This window comes from Candidatus Nanosynbacter featherlites (genome assembly GCF_037013405.1).
In the GTDB taxonomy this organism is placed as follows: domain Bacteria; phylum Patescibacteriota; class Saccharimonadia; order Saccharimonadales; family Saccharimonadaceae; genus Nanosynbacter; species Nanosynbacter featherlites_B.
Genome location: NZ_CP146064.1, coordinates 454,544 through 479,092, shown reverse-complemented (window position 1 = coordinate 479,092; position 24,549 = coordinate 454,544). Strand labels below are relative to the sequence as shown.

Sequence of the window (24,549 nt, the reverse complement as noted above, 5' to 3'; positions counted from 1 at the left end):
AGGAAATTATTATGGAAAAAACAATTGAACTTCTTATCATTATCATGCTGCTGGCTATCATGGCGGAGATATATCTGCTGGTCAAGCCGCGGCGGCACACAGGTAGTGGCACGCAGCTGCCAATTTTGGTTGACACCTCGGTGTTGATGGACGGACGGGTGGTTGATCTGGCAAAGACTGGGTTCTTGCTGGGGCAGATCATCGTGCCGCGCAGTGTGCTAATAGAACTGCAGTTGTTGGCTGACGGTGCTGATCATGCTAAGCGCGAACGTGCCCGCTTTGGTATGGACGTCATGAAGGAACTAAAAGATGTGCTGGGTAGTTCGTTCACGCTGCTTGACGATGCGACGCGCATTCCCGAGGGCGTTGATAACCGTCTGCTGCAGCTCGCCAAGGAAATGAACGCTGCTATTTTGACGCTGGACTACAACCTGAATAAGGTGGCACAAGTTGAAGGTATTCAGATTCTCAATATCAATGAGCTGGCCAAGAGTTTGCGCATGAGCTATCTACCTGGCGATGAGCTGGTGCTGGAATTGACACAAAAAGGTCAGGATTCTCATCAAGCAGTCGGCTATTTGCATGACGGCACCATGGTGGTGGTTGAGCAGGCCAAAAAGTTCCTGGGTCAGAAAAAGCGCATTGAAATTATCCGTAGCCTACAAACTGACGCTGGCAAGATGATGTTCGCCAAGGTTGTCGAGCAAACCACTCCGCCAGAACCAACAAGACAAACAGCTGTCATCGCAAAACGTCGCTCTGTTGGTCGGAAAGTGCAGACTAGTCCAGAAGGATCAGCTAAGAAGACTACTAAAAAGCCAGCAGTAAAAACTCAGAAGCCTGTGCAGCAAACTCGTCGTCGTTCTACGACTACAAAAACATCAGCCCAGCGCGAGGCTGAGAGGCTGAGCTGATTAGGTTGGCGAATAGCCAAGACGATTAATCGTCGCTGACAGTTTTTGAGCTACTTGCGGTGTAGTACCCTTCGTCGCGGACATTCACGGTGATAGTGTGTGATCCTGATGAGACATTGACTGAGACGCGGTCTGAGGCGCTGTTACCGCTGATATTGCTTGATTTGACTGAACGTCCGTCAACCAAGATATCAAGCGTTGCTAGACCAAATTTTCCTCCATCAACACTGACATCAATAGTGTATTTATTACTCGAGCCAGACGCGGTGATGCTAGCGACACGAGGCTTGGCATCGCTACAGTTGTGCACATCGTCGTCAGCGGTAGCGTTGTAACCTGCTGGCGCACTGAAAGACTCTTTCTTGGTGATTGGGTCGACTGCCTTGATCACGTCAACTTCTTCTCGTGCGCCCTCTGGAGTACAGGAGGTAGCCTTCTTTTTAGAGATGCGGTCAAATGTCATCTTAGACGAGCTTTGTCCTTGGTTTTGGTTCCACCACGATGGGTACAGTTCTTTGCCATTCTGCTTGATACCAGATGGGCGGGTGTACCACATGCTTGATTTCCACTTGCCAGCTGGCTGGTAGACCTGGGTATGTGCAAAGCTCATGACTTTCTGAATCACTGGGAGACCAGTTGACGAGTTTATGGAGGTCAATGTACGACTGTCGGAGTTACCAAGCCAGAGGGTCATGGCGAGAGCTGGTGTATAGCTCGCCAGCCAGATGTCTTTTGGTTGATTGCCCTTGTCGGAGGTTCCGGTCTTGTAGCTAGCACGCACACCCGGGATACTTCCTGTCACCAATGTGCTCGATCGGTCAGCTAGGATGTCGTTGGTGATATAGGCGGCCTGCGGATCGACAGCTTGCTTTGATTCATCTTTCCATTTCAGGAGGGTTTCGTTCTGAGAGTTGATCACTTCCGATACTGAGGTGGACTTTTTCCTGACACCCAGGCGAGCCAAGGTACCATAGGCATTGACCAGTTCAGTTTGCTTGGCGCCACATCCACCGATGGCGGCAGATAGACCGTAACCACCAGAGTCTTCCTCTTGTTTACAATACTCTGAGTTACCAAGGCCTCGGATGAATTCCACGGTTGGCTTTGGACTACCGTTGCCAGCAATGTACATTGCTTTCACCGCTGGGGTGTTACGAGACAGACCAAGTCCTCGGCGGATGGTGATGTCACCCATGAACTTGTTGTCCCAGTTGTTAAGCTTAGCACCGTAAATTGAGTCAATGTTTTCGTCTTTCAGTATGGTGCCGCTTCCGTAAGCTTGGCTACCGTGCTTGCTGAATAGGTGAGTAAACACAAATGGCTTGATGGATGAACCTGGCTGGACGAAGGCCGTGGCAGCATTGTCCTGACCAAAGCCTGGATAGTTAAAGTCACGGCTACCCATCAGGGCAACAATTTGACCAGTCTGCACATCCTCCACGACTGACGCACCGTTGTGGGCGTTAATAGCAGCTGGGCGGCCGGTTGCAAAGAAGGCTTTCATTTCATTTTCTAATTTTTCTTGGATGCGCCAATCCAGTGTTGTTTTAACGGTCAATCCACCTCGTCCAACAACTGCTTGACCAAGTTCTTTTTCAAGCTGTGATCGGACCATCATCACAAAGTGTGGTGCCTTCATGCCTTCAGTTTGTTCGACTTGTGGATATAGATTGTCAAGGATTGGGTATTTCTTAGCTTCATCTGCTTCTTTTTGTGTGATGTAGCCTTGTTCTGTCATGTAGTCTAAGATGGTGTGTTGGCGCTCGATCAAGGCCTTATTACCGGCAGTATTGTACGGGTTAAAGTAGGACGGATTCTGCGGAATTCCTGCTAGCAGGGCTGCTTCGGCTATAGTTAGGTCTTTTGCGCTCTTGTGGAAGTACGTTTGTGCAGCTGACTCAGCGCCATTACGGCGACCTCCATATGGCGATTCGTTGAGGTATAGTGACAAGATTTGGTCTTTGTTGTACATGCGTTCAACCTCAATCGCCAAAATCATCTCTTTGATCTTACGCGGGATACCCTTGAGACCACGCTCACCAGCTTCATCCGCAAAGAACACCTGTTTGACGAGCTGCTGGGTCAATGTCGATCCTCCCTGAACCTGCCCTCCAGAAGCCGTTGAAAATACCGCACGCGTCAAGCCGCTAACACTAACTCCGTGGTGTTTGTAGAAGTCTTTGTCCTCAATGGCAACAGTAGCATGTTTCAGGTGATTGCTAATTTGGTCACCTTCGACCACCAGTTTGTAGTTACCAGTTCCTTTATCTTCCCAGAGTAGCACGCCGTTACGGTCATAATATTTCGTGACTGTTGTTTGGACACGTTTGGCAATTTCGCCTGGTCGAATCTTATCCAAGTCTTTGCGGAAATATGCGAACAGCCCACCGATAAACAAGATCATCAACAACAGAGTAATACCAGCAATTTTCAGCGCCATCTTTGCGCCGCGTTTGGAGAACCAATAGTTAGCTAACCGCTTTGGATGTAAGCGATAGAAAAATCGCTTAACTGGATGCTTCGGCAAGCTTGCCAAATATTCAGCACGCTCGCGCGAATCTTTATCTTTTTTAACTTTACGCTTATGTGCCAGATTGGCATACAAGCTTAATCGCTTTGTCGCAGATTTCCTGGGACTAGAAGGCGATTTGTTGCTGCTACTTGTACTACTCTTATTCACGTAATCTATTATATCACGCACATGGTTCGCATCAACTGCCAAAAATTGATATACTGATACTAAGATTAGCTGACCAAGGAGAAAATATGCAGTTATCAGAGGAATTACAGTGGCGCGGGTTTTGGAACCAGACCACATTCACCAACGACAAGCTTATCGATTCGGAGAATTTTACGCTCTATTTGGGGACAGATCCGTCAGCTGACAGTTTGCATGTCGGGCATTTGGCGGTCTATATGATGGTGCGGCATTTTTTGGAGCGCGGACACAAGGTGTTTCTACTGGTTGGTGGCGGCACGGGTATGATCGGCGATATGCGCGACACCGAGGAGCGGAGTCTACTTTCTTATGCGGAAATTGAGCACAATAAACGAGCTTTGAAAGCACAGGTGTCACAAATTTTCGCCGGACGCGATTTTACCCTGGTGGACAATGCGGATTGGCTGGGCAATTTGGAATTGTTGCCGTTCCTCCGCGACATTGGCAAGAATTTCAACATGGCAGATTTGATCGGTCGTGAATTTTTCAAGGCACGCATCGACAACGGTAAAGGGCTGAGTTTTGCGGAATTTACCTACACGTTGCTGCAGGGGTATGATTTCTGGCATTTGTTCAAACACCACGGTGTCAATTTACAAATCGGCGGTTCTGACCAGTGGGGTAATTTGGTTTCAGGCGTGGAATTGATCCGCAAAAAAGAAAATGCCGAAGTCTACGCTATGACCGCACCGCTACTCATCAACAAATCAACCGGGCGCAAATTTGGCAAATCCGAAGGTGGCGCTGTGTGGCTAGATGAAGCCAAAACCAGCGTCTACAAGTTCTATCAATTCTGGCTGAACGTTGATGACGAAAGCGCCATTGAGTACATGAAAATCTTTACCATGCTCGATCGCGACACCATTGAGGCCATCGCTGAAAACCATGCGGTTAACCCGGGTGCGCGCTCGGCCCAAAAGGTCTTGGCACGCGAAGTCACCGACATCGTCCACGGCGTCAATCGGCGCGAATCAGTGGAGCGGGTGACTGAAGTATTGTTTGGCGGCGGCGATTTTCGGCAATTATCAGACGATGACCTGGACGCTCTCGCCAAGGAAATCCCGCGCGTTGATGTCGGCGTCGGCGTGATTGAAGCATTGGTGGTGTCTGGTGCGGTCAGTTCCAACGGCGAGGCAAAACGCCTGCTAAAATCTGGCGCCATCAGCCTTAATGGCGAAAAAATAGCCGAAGACCAAGCTGTTAACACCACGTCGCTACTGAAAAAAGGTAAAAATACATTTGTGCTAATCATGGAGGGAGACGAATAATGAAGAAAATTATAGCTTTTGACTCAGACGACACTATTGTCTTGTCGAAAATGCCAGCTACGCCGCGCATGGCTGGTCTGTTGGCGGAGTTGCTGAAACATTACGACGTGTGCATCATTTCTGGTACTGATTTTGAAGGAGTGATCTATCCAAACACTGTCAGGCAAATTGAACAAGTTCCGGGCGTTGATCTTAGCCGGCTGCACATCATGCCAACATGTGGCACTCGTTACTATCGCTTCCAGGACGGCGAATGGCGATTGCAATATCAGGAGGACTTGACTGAAGAGCAAAAAGCTCGGATTTTTGAGGCAATTGAGACCTCAGCTAAGGAGCTTGATATGTGGGTGGACAATCCAGCTGGCGAAATCATCGAAGATCGCCTCAGTCAGGTGACATACTCTGCGCTGGGTCAAAAGGCTACTCCTGAAGACAAATACGCCTGGGCTGAAGCCAACAAGGAAAAACGTAAATTGCTCAACGATGCTGTCAAAGCACGCATTCCAGAATTTGAAATTCGGACGGCAGGCACCACCAGCTTGGATGTCACCAAGCCTGGCATTGACAAGGCGTACGGCATGAAGAAACTAATGGAAGCGACAGGTGTAACCAAAGAGGAGATTCTATTCTTCGGCGATAAACTGGAAGAAGGCGGCAATGATTTCCCAGTCAAAAATATGGGCATTGATTGTATCGCTGTGGAACGCTGGGAAGATACCGCCTACGCACTGGAAGGCATCAACGCTGTTTCGTAGATGAAGCTGACAACTCCACTGGAACATATCAAAGGCGTCGGCCCTAAAACTGCTCAGGCGTTGGCGGCGGCAGGGTTGGAGACGGTGGCGGATGTCCTAGATTTTTTGCCGCGGGCGTATGATGATTATTCGGCGGCGGTCAATATCGCTGATCTTCAACCAGGCAAGGTGACGGTGCGAGCGCGCTGCGAGTCGATTTCGACGCGGATTGTGCGCCGGGGCTTAAGGATCACTACGGCGGTGTTGGCGGATGATTCTGGCAAGGTCAAGGCCGTTTGGTTTAATCAACCGTACCGCGAATCGCAGCTGAGATCTGACGCCGAGTTTATGTTCTCCGGCCAATTTGGCATGCAATATAATAGCTATCAGATTAGCAATCCATCCGTCGAACTTGCCAAGCAAACCGATACATCCGACGCCCAGCCTACGTCGGGCATCCATCCCGTCTACAAATCAATCAAAAATCTCCGCCCCAAAACCGTGCAGGATTTGCTGAAAAATCTGCGTCCTATCATGGAATTTTTGCCCGAGACGCTACCAGAACACATTGTCCAGCGGCAAAAACTAGTCAGCCGCGCCGAAGCCGTCAGGTTCCTCCACGCGCCAAATAGTCACGAGGAAATTGCTCGCGGTCGTGAGCGGCTGGCGTTTGAGGAATTGTTTGAAATGATTTTGGCTGCGCAGCTCAACAAGCAAGAACAAACCAAATTGACTGGCTGGCGCATCCCGTTCAATCAGCCGGTCGTCAAGCAATTTGTCGAACAATTGCCATTTCCCTTAACCAACGCGCAGCGCCGCGCCGCCTGGCAGATTTTGCAAGATTTGGAGTCGGAGCATCCGATGAATCGCCTACTACAGGGCGATGTCGGCTCAGGCAAAACCGTGGTCGCCGGGCTGGTGGCGGCAGAAGTGGCGCAGGCTGGCTTTCAGACGGCCATCATGGCGCCGACGGAGATTTTGGCGACTCAGCACGCCAAGACGCTGGATGAATTATTGTCGCCATTTGGCGTGTCGGTGGCACTGCTGACGGGACACGTCAAGGGCGCTCAGCGGCGGCAGCTGCTGGACAATTTAGCGAGCGGCAACATTAACGTGGTGGTTGGTACACACGCGCTGATTCAGGAAAAAGTGGCGTACCACAAGCTGGGGTTTGTGGTAATTGACGAGCAGCATCGGTTCGGCGTCAAGCAGCGGCAGGCATTATTACAAAAGGCAGACTACATGCCACACCTGCTCAGCATGACTGCCACGCCGATCCCGCGAAGTCTGGCGTTGACCTTGTATGGTGAACTGGATATTTCGATTTTGGACGAGCTGCCAGCCGGGCGCCAGCCGATTGAAACGAAAATTTGGTCGCCAGCCTCAGCGCCAAAGCTCTACGAAACTATTGATGCAGAAATTGCCAAAGGTCGCCAAGCCTATATCATCTGCCCGTTGATCGACGATAATCCTGACAATGACAAAAAATCGGTCGAGGCGGAATATCACAAATTGGCAAAAACGATGTTTCGTCATCGCCGCGTCGGATTGCTACACGGTAAATTGCCGCCGGAGGAAAAAGCCGCGGTCATGCAACAGTTTGCCGACGGCGAGCTGGATATGCTAGTGAGTACCACGGTGGTGGAGGTTGGCGTTAACGTGCCAAACGCCACGGTCATGCTCATCGAAAATGCCGATCATTTTGGTCTCAGCCAGCTCCATCAGCTGCGTGGTCGGGTTGGGCGTGGTCAGCATCAGAGTTTTTGTCATTTGATGATGTCGGGTCATGATAAGCCGTCCCAGCGTCTCAGAGAGATTGAGAAATCTCAAGACGGATTTTACTTGGCGGAAGTTGACCTGAAACTGCGCGGTCCTGGCGAGATCTATGGAAAGATGCAACATGGCGCGCTGAACCTGAAAATTGCCTCACTGAGCGATACGCCACTGATCGCCCGTGCGCAAACGGAGGCCGAGCGCTTTGTCAAAGAGGGGCGGGATTTGTTACAATATAACCATCTGGCGCGTGCCGTCAGTCGCTATCAGCGATTAACCATTTTGAATTAATATGTACGCAGGAACAACAATTAGAGATGGCTCTGGTCGATTTATCGGTGTTCATCAAAAGATAGATCGAGTGGCCAGGCGACACCTTGAACCGATGCTGCCTGATTGGTGCGAATTTCCTGATGTTAAAAATATTCTGCATTTTGAGGGCAAAAACGGCCCCGATGGCGTTAAGCGCAAAAGTCCAGCTGTCGACGAACCATGGCATTTCATCAATCCAGACGACCCGAACGACACGGCACTGTTGGAGATGATCGACCAGCATATTGATAATCTGGCGAAGGCGCTACAGAACCATAATTCTGAACGAGCCGCTTTTGAAGCGGCGTGGATGGCGCATGCCATCACCGATGGTTTGACGCCAGCGCATCATTTCCCGCTGGAACATGCCATGCAGGAGCTGCGCGGCGGCGAAGGTCTAGAGACGCGAACCTCCATCCTCAAGAAAAATGTCATGAAGGGTGACACGGGGATTGAGCTCATCAAAAACAACTGGAAGTTTTGGGGTGCTAAAGGCATGATGACCATGCATGTGGCGTTTGAAGCTGGTGTGGCGAGCGTAGTGGCTTATCCGCGCTTTAAGGATGCTGTGCCGAGTGAGGCTGAGATTTTACAGGTCAAACAACAGGGCTATCGGAAATATTATCTAGAGCAAGTGCACGCTGTGGCTGACCTAAAGATGTATGACAATTTTGGCAAAAACGGCTGGACGACTGATTTGGCGTGGCAAACTAACCATGAACTGATGCCGATCATCATCAAAGCCGTCATGCTGGGCTGGCTAGCGTCGGTTTGGAAACTTGAGGCTAAACGGTGAGGGTGCGCATCATCGCTGGGGAATTTGGCGGACGATTCATTCAAACTCCACCAGGCTCGACGACACATCCCATGGGTGAGCGAGTCCGTTCGGCAATGTTTAATTCACTGGGCGAGACGGTTCGCGGTTCGCGGGTGCTGGATGCTTTTGCTGGCTCTGGCGCGATTGGCCTGGAAGCACTCAGTCGCGGTGCCGAGTCGGTGGTTTTTGTGGAGCGAGACCGGGTCGCGCAGCGCGTGATCGCCGAAAACATAGCCAGTTTGGGCGTCGATGAAAAATCTATTGTAATAAAAACAACGATATCGAATTGGCTGAAAAGCATGAGCGTAACAGAGAAGTTTGATATCATCTTTGCCGATCCACCATATCATAATCCTCAGTTTTCCACAGTTTCACGACTAATGGGGCTTCTCAAACCGGGCGGATGTATGATATTATCACACCCAGGAATAGGTGAGGTGCCAGTTCAAAACGGAATTGTTGTGGTGGACAATCGTAGTTATGGGGAGGCGCACCTCACCAAGTTCCTGCGAGAACCATTATAGTTAGTCAGTAGTCCCGATGTACGTCGAGGACTTTTTATATTGGCGCGGAACACAGTATTGCAAAAGCAAACTCTATATGGTATAGATAGTGCTAAGATATATATGGAGTCAAAAGAGGAGGAATGGAAATATGCCACGTGCTAATCATGACCTAATGGAGCGAGAACTTACAGGGGCAACTGCTAGTAGTCCTGAGGATAGTGATATGAGAGCGCTTTATGACGCCATTTGTACGCAGGAAAATTTTGACAAAGAACAGGCACGAATTGATAATCTTAGGAAATTTGGTCAGGAAGTTTTGGACAAGTTTGGTTACGCGGAATATAGCGAAATAACCGTTTAGCCTTTGCTGATTTGCAGGACAAATAAAAAGAGCCTCGCCGGGAAGCTCGTGATGGTAAATTGTGGTGCGGATGGGGAGAGTCGAACTCCCGTCTCAACCTTGGGAAGGTCACATAATAGCCGTTATACGACACCCGCGTTCTTAAAAGTATATCACCCTTGCCAGATAGCGACAACTTTAGTACAATGAAATAGCAAGTTTGTGGCTCTTTAGCTCAGTTGGTAGAGCAGAGGCCTGAAGAGCCTTGTGTCCCCAGTTCAAGTCTGGGAGGAGCCACCAAATATTGCATTTTGTTCACGGCTTTGCTACAATGAATCGTGAATCACATGCGGGTTTAGCTCAGTTGTTAGAGCGCTTCCTTGCCATGGAAGAGGCCAGGAGTTAGAGTCTCCTAACCCGCACCATATAAGACTTTTCAAGCTCTGAAAGGTCTTTTTTGTTTGTGATTAATTTATACCTTCCGACAACCCAACCCTATTTTCTAGCTCGGTAGACTTATCTTTGTGTACCACTTCTTTTTTATAAAGCCATCTTTTATAGGAGTATTTTGAGGCGCAATAGCGGTCTCGACTAATTCATCTGTAAGACCTTCGTATTGTTGACTTTCTAGCGAAGTGCTTTTTAGTGCTTGCTGCGCGTTAGCATTATCTTTACCTCTATCGGATACCCAAAGCCAAGATCTAGTATGGTAACAAGAGGACACCCTTACTACTTTATTCTTTTCTGTGTCATTTTCAGAACCCTATCGTGCGAAAAATTATATTGCTTAAGTGCGGTAAGCCTATGTTATTTTTTATTTATGGTGCATAACCGCTATAATAACACTATGGCGACAAAGCAAGCACACTTCGTTCCGCAGACCTACTTGAGAGGATTTCTTTTTGATGAAAAGAAGGAGAGGACCTATGCGTACAATTCACGGTCCAAAATGATTACGCCAACCAAAATAGATAAAATATGCTCACAGAATTATCTGTACCGAATAAAGGACAAGGACGGCAAGGATTCAGATGAAATTGAAGAAATGCTGGCAAAGGGTATTGAGTCAAAGTATCAGGGTTGGCTAAATACAGTAAGGCTAGGTGAATGGATTGATAATGCAACGATAGCGGATATCTCGATATTCATCGCTCTTCAGTACTTACGAGTACCGCGTACTATGGATTTTTTTGAAGAGACGGGAATAAAGTTCCTAAAGGACGTTCTAAAAGATAAGTTGTCTAAACTGCTCGATGACAATGCTCGAAAAGCTATGATGGATGAGTTCAAAAAGGATGATCCTGCACGTTTTGAAAAACTATTAAAAGAAAATCCCGATTTTACCGGTGAATTGTCTAAGCAAGATATTCAAGATATGATTGATGAAAATAATATGAAGCTTACGATAGATATTGGGAAAAACAATGTGATTAGGGGTATGCTTGAACAGGTACTACCAATAGCTGAAAAATTTATCAGGCGAGGTTGGCACATCATGTTTGCACCAGACGGTTATGAGTTTATTACAAGTGATATGCCAGCTTTTGTCGCTAAGCGTATGCCAAATGGAGTGGTTCATTTTTCTTTTGGCGGTTTTGGTCGACTAGATTCAGAGATTGTCTTTCCAATGGCCAAGGATGTATGTATTGTGATTAGTGGTCCAGAATACTTTCAGAAAACGGGCGAGGTGACACCTGTCGCAGTAGATATCATAAACAGAATGGTGTCAAGTCGGCCAAATTTGCAGTATCTCATATCGGCTCAGAAGTCTCTGGTAGAGAGCTATTCTCGATACCTGTCTCCTCCACAGACGCAAGAATATAGTTAGACATTATATGTTCAATATAATTCGTTATCTCTCTGACGTTACTCAGCTTACATAGTAGTGGCAGAAATCGCTCTTCTATTTCGTCTTTATTGATAGCCTGTCTAATGTCTTCTGGGTAAGATTCGTAGAGTTTATCAATCTTTTGCTTGATGATGGCGGTCTTCGCCGATTGATCAAGAGTAGTATACTTTATAAATGCTGAAAAACGTGAACTAAGGGGTTCTCCGAGATGCTGTCGTATTTCTTGTAGTGAAGAGTAGTTTGACGTACAGACTATGAGAGTGTTTGTCATATCGACGCTATAATTCTTGTCGACAAAAACGCCCTCATCAAATAACTGATAGAATGCACTATGGAAGACACTCCCAGTCTTGTCGAATTCATCAAAGATAACAACATTGGATTGTCGTTCGAGCAGGTCTGCAGCAAACGATCTACTATTAACTCTTGATCCATAAAGATACTCCGCTAGAGAACCCGTCTGAAGCATTGAAAATTGCATACGACTAGCCTCGCCGCCAAGGGCGTTAGCGATTATCTTTGCAGATTCAGTTTTTCCTACGCCCGTCGGTCCATAGAGCATAACAACTACAGGTTTCTTTTCAGTATTCATTAAAGATACGAGACAGCGTGGAAGGGATTGAACAGCATCGTCCTGTCCAACTATGGCATTCTCTAGACTACCAGACACCTCCTTTATTAAGTCAAGACTAATTGACTTGTATGAATGATTACGCTCAGTGACCGACTCGGTTCCAAATAGCAATTTTGCCTGTTCCACGAGCAGCTTTGGAGGGTTGACGACATAAGCTTTTTGTAGATTTGTCTCCAGAACATTTCTCCACAAAGAGTTTGTAAAGTTGTCTCTCACACCAAAAAACTCCTCAGGCCAAACTATAAGTGTATCTTGTTCAAAATTGAGAAATTCCTTGCTAGATAATAGTCGAGCAGCATCAAGCTTTGAGGCAAGCTGTAGTAGTGTTATATGCGATTCGACAGATTGAAGGTCGTAGGACTCGCCAAGCTTATCGCCTGGACCATAGAAAAAATTGACCTCCACAGCTCCCTTAGTTCGCTGCATCGTTGAATACACCAGCTAAGATAATATCGTAGACATCTAATTTTTCACCACTTGGATCGGCATCCGTACTTTTAAGGAGTCGGTTAAGCTCGTCTTGTGTGTCGGTTGGATTATTTGTAAGGTCTAAGCCTAAGGAGCTGAGTGTTGAAGTGTCTGTTGTGCCCACTTTTACACCGTAGTACTGGAGGTCCATATTAATGATGTCTGCAAGGCGGTAGTTATTTCGGAATGATGTACTATTGAAGCGAAGAATTGCACTAGCCTTACCGTCCTTTACGGCATTACATTCGAGGTATCCTTGCAAATTCTTTAGTACAGCGCCGAACTTTGACACCTCCATTCCCATCCCTTGTTGGTCCATAGGAAGATTACCACTCGCAGCATCCGTAATCGCCGTATAGATTGTTAGACGAGTTTCTTCTGTTAGTTGAATGTCATAGCCTGAGAGACGCTCGACACCTTTATCTTGTTCGGCTTTTTCGATGAAGTCAGTAAGTATTGTGTTTGAGATAGTACTTCGGACGATTTTTTGCGCTTCTATGGAAGCGTGAATATCAGCGTTAAGCCGAAACATCGAAAGTAGTTTTGGCGTTTTTACCGATGCCTCCGTGGTTGTACCCGCCTCGCCTTTATTTTCATTCTCAATTTCCCGTATGTAGCGACCCTTGTCTTGTATTTCAACAAAATCAAGAGCGGTTTGCTCATCAAAATATACAATCTTTGTTAATTTACTTTTAGTCATATTCTCCTCAGTACTTACTTACCTTAATTATACCCTAGCTGCAATATTGCTTCAATCTCGTGTATTACAATAAGAGTCATTACAGCAGCAGACTTACTATGCCTATTTGGCGCTTTAGAGTCTATTAGTCAACTTCGCAATCATGTCTCGAGTTAAATCTAAATATCTTAGGATTTAGCAAGAACAAACTGGGAATATAAGATATATTTGCAAGCTGCGACTGATACGGTCAACTAGATACTTTGAAAAACTCATATAATAACTACGCGTAAGTCTCTTGAGAAGTATGACTCGATGCCCCTCTCAGATATCTTGCATAACCAATGCGAAGAATATCCTCCCACCTACAGATCTCAGCCTCTATTTCGTGTAAACATTGCACATCACCCCGCACCACAAACGAAATCATTCGATTCAATGAACCCTCTCCGGGGTTCATTTAGTTTATAGAGCATCCTTGACCATCATGATATATTAATCAATTTGCTCATTAGCAACAGAGGCTTTATCGGACAGTGTATAGGTTTAGCTATTTTGAGATGAATTTCCTTGATTGCTTTGTTGTTTTTTCTTCTTCTTGACATCTCTCCAGATGCTTTTTTCAAACTTATCTAAAGCACTCTGACCGTGGTGTCTGTAGAACGGTGCATGTGTGTCATCAACGTACGAAGGTAGCCCAACGCCACTGTCATATGCTGTATCTTGATCAGAACGAAGAAATAAGGGTGAAAGAGTATATTGTTTGTTTTCATCAAATCCATCTGGAAAGTATTTATTATGATATAGTTCTTCAAAGCCTCTAATAAATTTAATAACTGCTTTACTTATGCCTTCATATCCGAGGGATTGTGCGGCTGCGCCGATTGTCTTAGTTTTATTTACAACTCTTAATAGGCCCATTATGTTGACTTTACTGTCCTTGCTATTTACCGCATCTTCAAGGTATTTAAAAATAGAGCTTAAAACTTTGCCCGAATAATCTAATTGATTATTTTCTACCCCAATCAACGAGCTTTGAAGGAGTTTATCGAGAAATTCTTCTATATCATCAAAATCTTTTACAGTCTCCAGCTTAGGCAAGCTAGAAGGTAATGCTGCTAGCTTTGATAGTAAATCTTTGATTTCCTGTTTGTATCTTTCATCGACCTTATCGTTAGTTAAGATCTTAAATAAAAAATCAGGCATAACGAGTATGTTTCCATTCATACTTTGAACTCCGCTACGTATACCTATAGATAAAATTGCTAATCTTTTTAGTATAGAAATGGTAAGCTTCGAGATATTGATAATTTTTTTAATCTGGTTTTCAGATATATTATCTATATTATCCCCAATTCCGTGCGAAGCATATGCAAATATGTTATCGGCAAACATAGTCAGGGTAGTGTCAATTAAGCCGCGGTCGTTCATTACACCCAGAATAATACAGTCTGGAACATAATCTTGCATGATACGTAGCCTACGGTCAGTTAGTTCATCTTGGATGAATATTTGATTGCATACGCTAGTTAAGCTATCAATCCCATTCTTTAAGACTGGATACATATCATCAGGTCCGGAAGCTTGGGCTATTATCTTATGCAGATATTTTAGAATACTCTCTACTGGATCAATACGATGTTTGAACTGCAGAGCCTTTTTAGCTATTTGGTTCAGCGCATCAGAAGCTTCAAATAGCGCATCAACATTTTTCTGTTTAATACTATTTTCTATGACTTCCGTAAAATTATAAATTGCTGTATGATAAGCGGGGTTTTCTTCTGGTCGCTCAATATGCTGGACGTCTAGGCTTGCTATCACCACATCTTGAACATGCCTGATATATTTTCTTATTGTTACAACATCATTTTCAGCTAACGCCTTTTCCCATATAAAGTACATTTTCTCTAGACTTGCTTGGATAAAAGCCGCAACATCGCTTTCTGAGATTAGACCAGCTTTGAGATTGCATTTAATTGATGTATTGTATTTCCGAGACAGTGTATATACTATTATTAAGTTAAATGCTAGGCGTAGCCAGTTATATGCAGTATACGTATCTTTTTTCTCTTTGCTGACAGAATATAGTTCAATTAATCCATCAAGGTGATTTTGTAAATTATTAACTTTAGGATGAAGCTGAGTAGTGTATATATTAGCTTGTGTAGCACGTTTATCTTTATCAGATGTTTTATTAAGTTTAATATTCAAAATATGAGAGATTCTTTTTGCAAGATAGTTCATCTCATCAATTTCTTTTTTTATATTTTTTGCCAGCATAAGTACTAACTGATCATTATTCATAAGTCGAATAAGCCTAATATAGGAACAGTACAAAATTATGATAGACAGTAAAAGCAATAAAAGGCCGACTCTAGGTAAAAAAATCCTAGCACCACTATTATTGCTGTTAGTGGTAATAATACCAAGAATAAATTCGACGACCGTTATAAACCCCAATAGAATATAACTTAGATCGATTCTTGTGTCTCGTGCAAACGATTTATAGAATCTTGCAGAAAGAGCTTCATTTGATCTAGATATCAACTGAGACGTAAATGCAAAAACGATTGCAAGCATAGACCCGGTAATTGTACCAACGCTAAAAAAGAATGAGCTTAGTTCCTCAGGCTTTAAAATAACACTGGAGTAATCAAAACAAATTATTAACCAAGCTAGAGATATGAATATGAGTACAGCAATCCAAGTAGCTGAAAACCTTTCAATAAATCTGTATTTAATGAAGTTCCGAGTACGTAATCTTGTCGTATATAGACTCAAGCCCCATTTTTGAATATCTGTAGAGAAAAATGACATATGTTTTATTATACAATGTCGTATAGAATAAGCCATTGTATACTTCGTCTTGCAGTAGGGGGTGTGGTAGAACGGCAAATACAGTCCTAGCTATATGACGCTTCGCTTATGCACTGGATAAAATGGATAGTAAGCTGCTAGTATTTTTTGTTCATCTCGCTTATACTTAAAACATGACTAAAGCGTGGCGTGATGTTGGATCGTTGTATCAGATTTATCCGCGAAGTTTCCGAGACTTGAACGGTGACGGGGTCGGGGATTTGAATGGCATTACGCTCAAGATGGACTATCTCAGTGATCTCGGCGTTGACGCCATTTGGATTTCGCCGTTTTTCACGTCGCCCATGACTGATTTTGGCTATGACGTGGCGGATTATCAAAATGTTGATCCGGTGTTTGGTGGTCTGGATGATTTTCGTATGTTGTTGGACGAGGCTCACGCGCGCGACATCAAGGTGATGATTGACCTAGTGCCGTGTCACACGTCTGACCAGCATGCGTGGTTCGTTGAGTCGCGTTCTGGACGGGACAATCCTAAGCGAGATTGGTATGTGTGGCGAGACGGTAACGACGGGCATGCACCGAACAATTGGGTCAGTTTGGCCGGTGGCAAGTCATGGACGTTTGATGCTGATTCTGGTCAGTACTATTTGCACTCATTTTTACCAACCCAGCCAGATCTCAACTGGGACAATCCTGAGGTGCGCCTGGCCATCAAAGACGTGGTGCGATTTTGGTTTGACATGGGCGTTGACGGCATGCGCGTGGACGCCATCTGGGGGATTTCCAAAGATCCAGAGCTGCGTGATGATTCGCCAAATCCTCATTTTCATGGCGATGCTGACAGCTACGGCGCCTACATTCATAACCATTGCAAACACGGGCCGCATTTTCAAGAATATCTGCATGAGTTGGCGAGTGTTTGTGATGAATATGACGACAAGCAGATGGTATTTGAGTTCTATCCAGATGAGCGTCTTGGCGACATTTGGCAACAATATCATGACGTCATCCACGTTCATCCGAAAGCCACGGCCTTTTTTATGGAACATCGGCAAAATGACTGGCACGGTGAGCATACTGGCTGGAATATCATGAACTATTTGGAAGCGGCAGGGGAGAATATACCATTCTTTTGCCTTGGCAATCACGACCAGCCGCGTGTGACGTCCCGCCTGGGTTTGCCGCGGTCCCGTGCGCTGCAGTTCCTTAATCTGCTGTGTCCGGGCGTCAGTGTGATGTACTATGGTGATGAAATTGGCATGGAAGACGTTGATTTGACGCAGTATGATGCGCAAGATGGCTTTCACCATTCGCTGCAGGATGACCGCAACCGCGCGCGTACGCCCATGCAATGGAACAGTTCTCGCTATGCCGGGTTTGCCAATGTGCTGCCGTGGTTGCCGGTGCATTCTAACCGCAAGCAAGTCAATGTCGCTAAAGAGACGAAAGATCCAAGCTCGCTGTTGTGGCTATGTCGAAAATTATTGGAGCTGCGACATGAACTGCCAATTTTACGCTACGGCAGCATGGAAAAGCTGGACACTGGCAACGGATTTGTCTTAGGATTTCGTCGCCAACTTGACGGTCAACAGCTGCAGATATATATCAACTTCGCGGACTCAGCACAAACGGTGTGGTTGCCGGAGTCTGGCCGTGTCATCATTGGTACCAACCCAGATATCCGTGTAGACGGCGACGTATTGCAATTGCCTGGCTATGGTGGTGTATTGCTTGACATAAAGTAGCCCCGCCTGATGACGGGGCTACTAATTTGTTTGCCGTGTTTGTTATGGATTAACAAAGTTCATGCCTGAGTACGATACGTCGTATTGGTCGTAGTTTGGCAATGTTGCGTTTGGATATTTTGCTTTGTAAGCATCGCGGATCGAAGCCGCCTGAATGTCGGACGTCACTGTGTTGTTGATGGTGTCGACCGTCAAAATCCTGGTTGGGTTGTAGTCATTTGAGTGGAATGCACCCAAGAATGATGCAACCTTGTTGCCGTGCTTACCTGTGTCAACGCGGCTGGCTGCCTGTCCCACGTGTCCTGAGAAGGCCATACGGATGTTTGGATATGCCAAGATCAAATTGTCGTAGACATAGCGCGGGGTTTGTTTGCCGGTACCGTATCCAGCGCCAGTACCGATTGAGCCATCGGCGTTCAGCAGTGAGTGACTCAGGACGATAACGTTGTGCTTTGGATGTGAGGCTACGACGTTCTTCGCCCAATTGACCGCCTCAGCGCGCGGCCAAAGCTCAAGTGTCAAGACAAGCCACTGTTTACCTTCAGCGGTGAAAGTTTTGTAGGCGTTGTCAACTTTGCCATTTTCAAACATTTGGTTGGCTGACAATTTCTGACGTGTAGCAGAGAAGTATCGATTGAATACCGTCGTGTCTCGTGCCCATTCGTTGGTGTGTCGCCAGTCACAAGCGCCACCGCCGCCACAAACAGCCTTTGTGTCGTGGTTACCAATGGTCGTCAAGTAAGGAATGTTTGCCTGATCAATAGTCTTGAATGCGTTGGACGCGACGATGTATTGATCTGGTTTATCAATGCCTTCATGTCCACCAGAAGTGACCATGTCACCAGTGTGAGCCAAGAAGCGGATGTCGTATTTTTCCTTATTTTTCACGGTCCAGTTGGTGCGGGCAGCGAATTGATTGCCTGACCATTGGAAAACTTCCTGCTGTGTGTCAGGATAGACCGCGATGGAGAATTTACCATCTTTGACTGGGTCAACGTTACCGTTACCGTTGCCGTTGTTGTTCTGGACTGGTTTGACGTAGAACCACTCTCGGCTCTCCTGGATATAGCCAGCTTTCTGAAGCTCTTGTCGATCTTTGGCAGTGACTTGGCGGAAATTGAAATGCTTGTACCGCATGCGGTAAACCATCTCTGCGCCATCTTTCAGCTCAGCTTGAGCGTAAAAGGCGATTCCTTTGCAGGTGAATCCGTACTTTTTACAAGCATTGTCAGCCTCATTTTTATTGACCGTCAAAAGACTTGTGTAGTTGCCGTCTTGTAGTGTTGCGTCAGCGCGATACACTGGCACCAAACCGCTGCCTGCAGTTGTTGACACCATAAAAATAGGGCGCACTGTTGTGAAGCCATTTTTGGCTGCTTGTTGGATTTCTGTTTGGGATGTTGTGACAAAGCTGTGTGGCTTGCCAGGCCTGGACACTTCATACGCAGTTGCGTTGAGCGCTGGGCTGGCGGCTTTGGCGTTTGATGACGTTGCAATTGGCCACGCGATTGCCGCGACCGCAACGAGTGCAAATACTAAACTTGCTGTAAAAGCACTCAGACGATGTTTGATCGTGATATGTTTCACTTACCCTCCTCGTTTAACTGATACCATTAACCATTTTACTATATAGAGCGGGAGGATGCGAATGCGGTATAATAAATATATGAATCGACGACCCCTGGCCGAACAGATGCGGCCGCAGAAATTGGATGAGGTGATCGGACAAAGCCATTTGCTGGGCGAGGGTGAGCTGCTCCGCCAAATCGTGAGGCGCGCTGAGCCGGTCAGTTTGATTTTGTGGGGGCCACCGGGGACGGGCAAGACGACCTTGGCACGGATTATCGCCCGCGAAGTTAATGCCGAATTTATTGAGCTGTCAGCGGTGACTAGTGGCAAGAAAGATGTCGAACGGGTGATTGAACATGCCCGGCAAAATTGGAATTTGGGACTGAGGACAATTTTATTTGTTGATGAAATCCATCGCTTTAATAAGGCGCAGCAGGATGCGTTTTTGCCGCACGTCGAGAGTGGGCTGATTACCTTGATTGGCGCGACCACCGAGAATCCAAGCTTTGAGGTAATCACGCCGCTACTCAGCCGGACACGGGTGTTGGTGCTCCAGCAACTGACCAAAGATGAAATTATATTGGTGTTGAAGCGAGCGCTGAAGACTTTGAAACAAACCAAGCGGGTGTCGCCCAAAGCTTTGGATTATCTGGCAGAATTGGCAGATGGCGACGCGCGGGTGGCTTTGGGTAATTTGGAATTGGCATTGAGTTTTGGTGAGAAAGTCACGCCCGAGGTGGTCAAGGCAGCGGCCCAGCGGCGACTACCGGGCTATGACAAAAAGGGTGACGCGCATTATGACGTCATCTCAGCGTTCATCAAATCACTGCGGGGCAGTGATGCGACAGCTGCGGCGTATTATTTGGCGCGCATGATTGATGCTGGTGAAGATCCGAAGTTTATTGCTCGGCGGATGGTGGTTTTTGCGTCGGAGGATATTGGATTGGCGGGTAACGGCGCGCTGAGCTTGGCGGTCGCCACTTTTGAGGCGGTGGAGCGCGTTGGGCTACCTGAAGCCAAATATAATCTATTTCACTGTGCCATCGCCCTGGCTCGCAGTCAGAAGTCGCGCGAGATTACTGATTTGATGAATGACGCCTTTTCTCTGGCACACAAGTATCCGAACTCGCCCGTGCCGCTCCATCTTCGAAATGCTGCTACCAAGCTAATGAAAGATCTAGGTTACGCTAAAGATTACAAATGGCAGGCTGGTTTCCAGCATGAAAAAGGATTTTTGCCAGAAGATATTCCGCGCCCAACCAAGAATTAGCCTACTTTGGGCAGCGCTCATCAAACCGATCATACAGCGCCGCGTACACGCCATTAGTCCAGCCAAAGCCGTCTTGCAACGGATATTCACCGCCACCGCCGATGCGTGACTCACTGTCGACGTCATATTTCTCGATCATCTTGCCTTTGTCGGCAAACACGCGCTCGGTCGAAGCCAGCCAGCGTGTCCTGATTTCCTCCGCCAGCTCATCCAGCCCGTATCGCTTCAAACCGCAAACCGCCACCCACTGTAGCGGTGCCCAGCCGTTTGGCGCGTCCCATTGCTGACCATTGTCAACCAGCGTCATCCGCAACCCGCCATCGCGCAAAAACTCGCGCTGTAGCATTGCAGCCACCTGCTCGGCTTGTTTCTTGGTGGCGATACCATTGTAAAGTGGAAAGACGCCAGCCAGCGTCGCGTGTGGCATCTGTCGACCAGTGCGGAAATTATAATCATAGAAAAATCCAGTCGCTTCGTTCCAGCAGTACGTCCTGATGGCTTCTGCGCGCTTTTCGGCAGCCTGAATGAACTTTTTGCGCAGCGCTTTTTGTTTCAAGATACCGTAACACTGAGCGATGGTCATTTCTAGGTCATACAGCAAGCAGTTGAGATCCACCGGCACAATGTCAGTCGTCTGAATGGTTTCAATACAGCACGCCTCGCCAAACCAACGTGAACTGAAATCCCAGCCACTCTCTGCGCCAGCTCGCAAGTCCAGGTAAATCTTTGCTTTGTTGGCATTGGGGCTTTTCTGAGCCGTCTTGATGTCTTCGCGGCGGCTTTCTGGACGTGGTGTATTTTTATTGTCAAAGTAGCGGTTCAGAACAGTGCCATTTGGCATTTTTACCACTCGTCCAGTAGCTATCTGGTCGGCGCTGTCAAGTTGTTTGTGCCCTTTCATCCAGAATTTGTATTCTGTCAACAGCAGTGGGAAATATTCCAATAGTACCAAGCTCGAGCCACCGACTTTCCGTGGACGCATCGCCAACAGCTTAACCATAGCAGAGAAAAATGGCGGTTGACTGCGACTCAGGAAATATGTTCGGTTGGCGGTCGGGATATAACCAAACCGCTGGATCATGTAGGAGTAATTTTTCATCATGCCATTGATCAATTCCCATTGGTTATCAACTGCCAAGCCCAGCATGATGAAGTAGGTGTCCCAGTAAAATTGCTCCGAAAAACGTCCGCCAGGAACAATGTAGTCGTACGGTAGGGGAATGAGCGAGCCCGATGCTTTGTGAGCTTGGCGCCTCAGCTGCGGCCATAGCTGCGTGACATGCTGGCGCGCTGATTCGGCTGGCTGAGGCACGTGACCTGCATGCGACGGATTAAAATCATAAAAATGTTGATTGACAAATTCTTGCAGATTAAAATCGGGTTTTTTTGAGGCTTCCAAGTATTCTCGCTGAATGCGTCGCCAGCGCTTTTTTGGCACTACATCGACAAATGTCTTGCCGTCTTGGTAAATTTGCTGCGCTTGGACTTCGTGAAATAGATGCCCAAATAATTCGTCAGGATCTTTACGATTGATGGGTGTGATGCGCTGGCTGGTGCGCACCAAAGAGCGTTTAAATTGGTCAACATTTTTCTTTATCATACTTTTACTATAACTGGTTACGATGGTATAATCTAGAGCAGATATTTTCATAAGGAGAATGTAAATCATTATGGCAACAGCATCACAGGAAAAAACAACAGAAACTCCAAGAGTTACAGAAGCTCATGTTTCTGAACAAACCACACAAGAAGACGCCAATCAACAATATTTTGCACAGCCGTCAGCTGCTCCCGTGCAGTATGTTGTGATGGCAAACTCCCTGAAGGGTGTCAAAGGTTGGTTGGCATTTTTAACAGTGCTAATGGGCTTTGGTGGTATCATCTATACACTGATGTTCTTCGGTGCCGTGCTAAGATTGAGCAGTCCTGAAGGCGCTGTGTCGATCATCTTTGCGCCAATCATTGCTATTCTATCCTTTACCACTGTCGTGTTGATTAGCCTGCAGAAAAAAGTTGGCCGCTATCTGGCCATTGCCGCATATATGACGTCTGCTACGTATTTTACCTTGCTTCAGATTGTCATTGCCTCAATGCGCAAAGATTCTGATGCAGAACGAATTGTTGGCACCATCGGTGGAATATTCATCTACTTCATCGTTGCTGGACTACTGTCACTATATTTTGTGGTTTCAAAGCGCGTCAAAGAAACATTGGTGGACTAATTTCGGTTCACTCCATCTATGAAAATCGCCCTCAGCTTGGGGCGATTTTCATAGGTAAGGTGCGGGTTTATCTCTTGGCGGCGCGCTTTCGCTCATTAGCGTCGAGGTAACGTTTACGCAGACGCAAAGATTTTGGCGTCACTTCCAGCAGCTCGTCGTCCTCGATGAAATCGATGCATTGCTCCAGACTAAACTGCGTAAATGGTGTTAGCTGCACCGTGCCATCGGACGATTTGGAGCGCATGTTGGTGAGGTGCTTAGCCTTGCAGACGTTAATTTCGATGTCTTCTTGGCGGTTATAAATACCGACGATCATCCCGGCGTACACTTCCGTACCCGGCCCGACCAAAAGTTCGCCGCGCGCTTCGGCCGCCTGCAGAGCATATGGCGTGGTGGTGCCAGCTTCAAAGGCGATAAGTACGCCGCCGCGGGTCTTTGGCAATTTGCTGCCCAGCGGTTGATAGCCATACGGCAGGGAATTCATAATCACCGTGCCTTTGGTGGCGGTCAAGAGTACGTTGCGCAGGCCGATCAACGCTCTCGTCGGCAGCACATAGGTGATGCGGGTAGCGCCGCTAGCGGTGGTTTCTTGCGACTTCATTTCGGCGTGGCGGGCGCCGAGCTCTTGGCTGATTGCACCGATAAATTCGCTGCTAATCTCGATTTGTAGCTCTTCAATTGGCTCTTTTTCGACACCGTCCTCGGTGATAGTCACCACTTGCGGGCGGCCGACTTCAAACTCAAAGCCTTCGCGCCGCATGGTCTCGATCAAGACGCTCAGGTGTAGCTCGCCGCGGCCAGACACTGTAAAGCCGATGCCGTTTTCTTCGACGCGTAGCGCCACGTTGGTTTCCAGTTCTCGCCGCAAGCGGTCGCCAATCTGCCGCGAGGTGGTAAACTCACCCTCACGTCCTTTCATCGGGCTGGTGTTTGGGCCGAGGTACATGCTCAGCGTCGGCGCTTCGATGGCAATTGCTGGCAAGGCTTCTGGCTGTTCTTTGTCAGCAATCGTATCGCCGATGTGTGCCTCGCTGACGCCCACCAACGCCACAATGTCGCCAGCAAACGCCTCTCCAAGCTCTTCGCGGTTCAGCCCACGGTAACCAAAGACTTTCTCGATTCGCGCCGAGCCTGATACTTCACCCTGTTTCATCAGGCTAACCACCAGCCCGCGCTTGACCGACCCGCGAGCGATCCGCCCAATGGCATATTTACCTTGAAAGGTATCGTACTGCAGGCTGGTCACCAGCATCTGGAAACCGCCGTCAGCCGTGACGCTCGGTGCTGGGATATCGTTGATAATCGCTTCAAAAATTGGTGTGAGATCGGCGTCTTCAGTCGGGTCAGTAGGAATCTCCCGCCACGCCTTGCCATCGCGCCCAACGGCGTAATAAATCGGATAATGCAGCTGACTATCATCGGTCGCCAACTCCAAAAATAGATCGCTTAGCTCATCTTCAACCTCGGCAATTCGCCGGGCAGGTTTATCAATTTTATTAATCACCACCACTGGCTTCAAGCCCAGTTCTAGTGCCTTGCTCAATACAAACTTCGTCTGCGGCATCGGCCCTTCCTGCGCATCGACTATCAATAGCACACCGTCCGCCATCTGTAGCGTCCGCTCGACCTCGCCCGAGAAATCGGCGTGCCCCGGCGTGTCGATGATGTTGATTTTATAATCACCGTAAAAAATTGAAGTCTGTTTGGCGGTGATGGTGATACCGCGTTCGTGCTCCTGATCACCCGAATCCATGATCAGTTCTTGGCTCATCTCGGCCTGGTTGTCACGAAATGTGCGCGACTGTTTGAGTAGCCCATCAACCATGGTCGTCTTGCCGTGATCGACGTGGGCAATAATGGCAATATTTCGAATCTTGCTAGCGTCCTTCATAAAAATATGGTCTGATGTT

At 47.2% G+C, this 24,549-nt stretch carries 18 protein-coding genes and 3 tRNA genes; 13 read left to right on the top strand and 8 right to left on the bottom strand.

Annotated elements, in window-relative coordinates; genetic code table 11:
* Positions 1 to 11: 11 nt before the first annotated feature.
* On the top strand, positions 12 to 914 hold the full coding sequence (locus V4210_RS02610; protein WP_338520491.1) for a PIN/TRAM domain-containing protein: 903 nt from the start codon (positions 12 to 14) through the stop codon (positions 912 to 914).
* Between the two features lie 25 nt (positions 915 to 939).
* On the opposite strand, the gene V4210_RS02605 is transcribed toward V4210_RS02610, so the two are convergent.
* Positions 940 to 3,594 (bottom strand): transglycosylase domain-containing protein, encoded by a 2,655-nt coding sequence (locus tag V4210_RS02605; protein ID WP_338520490.1) that lies wholly within the window; start codon positions 3,592 to 3,594, stop codon positions 940 to 942.
* Between the two features lie 86 nt (positions 3,595 to 3,680).
* Between V4210_RS02605 and tyrS the strand changes: the two genes are divergently transcribed.
* The 6 genes from tyrS (at position 3,681) to V4210_RS02575 (ending at position 9,404) form a co-directional block, all read left to right on the top strand.
* Positions 3,681 to 4,901, top strand: coding sequence for a tyrosine--tRNA ligase (tyrS, locus tag V4210_RS02600; RefSeq protein ID WP_338520489.1), 1,221 nt, complete (start codon positions 3,681 to 3,683; stop codon positions 4,899 to 4,901).
* Entirely contained in the window at positions 4,901 to 5,656 is a 756-nt protein-coding gene (locus tag V4210_RS02595) for an HAD-IIB family hydrolase (RefSeq protein ID WP_138079104.1), read from the top strand. Before tyrS ends, V4210_RS02595 begins: the two co-directional genes overlap by 1 nt.
* The gene (recG, locus tag V4210_RS02590; protein WP_338520488.1) at positions 5,657 to 7,699 is read left to right on the top strand and encodes an ATP-dependent DNA helicase RecG; all 2,043 of its coding nucleotides are present in this window, start codon (positions 5,657 to 5,659) and stop codon (positions 7,697 to 7,699) included.
* A 1-nt stretch (position 7,700) separates the two neighbouring features.
* Positions 7,701 to 8,516 (top strand): hypothetical protein, encoded by an 816-nt coding sequence (locus tag V4210_RS02585; RefSeq protein WP_338520487.1) that lies wholly within the window; start codon positions 7,701 to 7,703, stop codon positions 8,514 to 8,516.
* Positions 8,513 to 9,061, top strand: a complete 549-nt coding sequence (gene rsmD, locus V4210_RS02580; RefSeq protein ID WP_338520486.1) for a 16S rRNA (guanine(966)-N(2))-methyltransferase RsmD — start codon at positions 8,513 to 8,515, stop codon at positions 9,059 to 9,061. The genes V4210_RS02585 and rsmD overlap by 4 nt, the downstream gene beginning before the upstream one ends.
* Positions 9,062 to 9,191: 130 nt before the next feature.
* Positions 9,192 to 9,404 (top strand): hypothetical protein, encoded by a 213-nt coding sequence (locus tag V4210_RS02575; protein ID WP_338520485.1) that lies wholly within the window; start codon positions 9,192 to 9,194, stop codon positions 9,402 to 9,404.
* 62 nt (positions 9,405 to 9,466) lie between these two features.
* On the opposite strand, the gene V4210_RS02570 is transcribed toward V4210_RS02575, so the two are convergent.
* A tRNA-Gly gene (locus tag V4210_RS02570) sits at positions 9,467 to 9,541 on the bottom strand.
* Between the two features lie 66 nt (positions 9,542 to 9,607).
* On the opposite strand from V4210_RS02570, the gene V4210_RS02565 reads away from it, so the two are divergent.
* The 3 genes from V4210_RS02565 to V4210_RS02555 all read left to right on the top strand — a co-directional run bounded on the left by V4210_RS02565 (position 9,608) and on the right by V4210_RS02555 (position 11,211).
* Positions 9,608 to 9,683 (top strand) — tRNA-Phe (locus V4210_RS02565).
* 49 nt (positions 9,684 to 9,732) lie between these two features.
* A tRNA-Gly gene (locus V4210_RS02560) sits at positions 9,733 to 9,808 on the top strand.
* A 422-nt stretch (positions 9,809 to 10,230) separates the two neighbouring features.
* Positions 10,231 to 11,211 carry a DUF4238 domain-containing protein gene (locus V4210_RS02555; protein ID WP_338520484.1) on the top strand — a complete coding sequence of 327 codons (981 nt, stop codon included), beginning with the start codon at positions 10,231 to 10,233 and terminating at the stop codon, positions 11,209 to 11,211.
* On the opposite strand, the gene V4210_RS02550 is transcribed toward V4210_RS02555, so the two are convergent.
* The 3 genes from V4210_RS02550 to V4210_RS02540 form a co-directional block, all read right to left on the bottom strand.
* Positions 11,135 to 12,292 carry an AAA family ATPase gene (locus tag V4210_RS02550; RefSeq protein ID WP_338520483.1) on the bottom strand — a complete coding sequence of 386 codons (1,158 nt, stop codon included), beginning with the start codon at positions 12,290 to 12,292 and terminating at the stop codon, positions 11,135 to 11,137. The two genes, V4210_RS02555 and V4210_RS02550, sit on opposite strands and share 77 nt — an antisense overlap.
* On the bottom strand, positions 12,279 to 13,034 hold the full coding sequence (locus V4210_RS02545) for a DUF6414 family protein (RefSeq protein WP_338520482.1): 756 nt from the start codon (positions 13,032 to 13,034) through the stop codon (positions 12,279 to 12,281). Before V4210_RS02545 ends, V4210_RS02550 begins: the two co-directional genes overlap by 14 nt.
* Positions 13,035 to 13,559: 525 nt before the next feature.
* Positions 13,560 to 15,317: a hypothetical protein gene (locus tag V4210_RS02540; protein ID WP_338520481.1), complete on the bottom strand. Its 1,758-nt coding sequence runs from the start codon at positions 15,315 to 15,317 to the stop codon at positions 13,560 to 13,562.
* Between the two features lie 686 nt (positions 15,318 to 16,003).
* Between V4210_RS02540 and V4210_RS02535 the strand changes: the two genes are divergently transcribed.
* Positions 16,004 to 17,578, top strand: coding sequence for an alpha-amylase family glycosyl hydrolase (locus V4210_RS02535; RefSeq protein WP_338520480.1), 1,575 nt, complete (start codon positions 16,004 to 16,006; stop codon positions 17,576 to 17,578).
* Between the two features lie 42 nt (positions 17,579 to 17,620).
* Here the strand turns inward: V4210_RS02535 and V4210_RS02530 are convergent, their stop codons facing one another.
* Positions 17,621 to 19,165, bottom strand: coding sequence for a metallophosphoesterase (locus V4210_RS02530; RefSeq protein WP_338520479.1), 1,545 nt, complete (start codon positions 19,163 to 19,165; stop codon positions 17,621 to 17,623).
* A 79-nt stretch (positions 19,166 to 19,244) separates the two neighbouring features.
* On the opposite strand from V4210_RS02530, the gene V4210_RS02525 reads away from it, so the two are divergent.
* Positions 19,245 to 20,417, top strand: a complete 1,173-nt coding sequence (locus V4210_RS02525; RefSeq protein ID WP_338520478.1) for a replication-associated recombination protein A — start codon at positions 19,245 to 19,247, stop codon at positions 20,415 to 20,417.
* Between the two features lies 1 nt (position 20,418).
* On the opposite strand, the gene treF is transcribed toward V4210_RS02525, so the two are convergent.
* Positions 20,419 to 22,017: an alpha,alpha-trehalase TreF gene (treF, locus tag V4210_RS02520; RefSeq protein WP_338520477.1), complete on the bottom strand. Its 1,599-nt coding sequence runs from the start codon at positions 22,015 to 22,017 to the stop codon at positions 20,419 to 20,421.
* A gap of 70 nt (positions 22,018 to 22,087) precedes the next feature.
* Here treF and V4210_RS02515 point away from each other — a divergent pair, with 70 nt between their 5' ends.
* Complete coding sequence (locus V4210_RS02515) at positions 22,088 to 22,639, top strand: hypothetical protein (RefSeq protein ID WP_338520476.1); 552 nt, start codon at positions 22,088 to 22,090, stop codon at positions 22,637 to 22,639.
* Between the two features lie 67 nt (positions 22,640 to 22,706).
* On the opposite strand, the gene typA is transcribed toward V4210_RS02515, so the two are convergent.
* Complete coding sequence (gene typA / locus V4210_RS02510) at positions 22,707 to 24,530, bottom strand: translational GTPase TypA (protein ID WP_338520475.1); 1,824 nt, start codon at positions 24,528 to 24,530, stop codon at positions 22,707 to 22,709.
* Positions 24,531 to 24,549 lie beyond the last annotated feature (19 nt).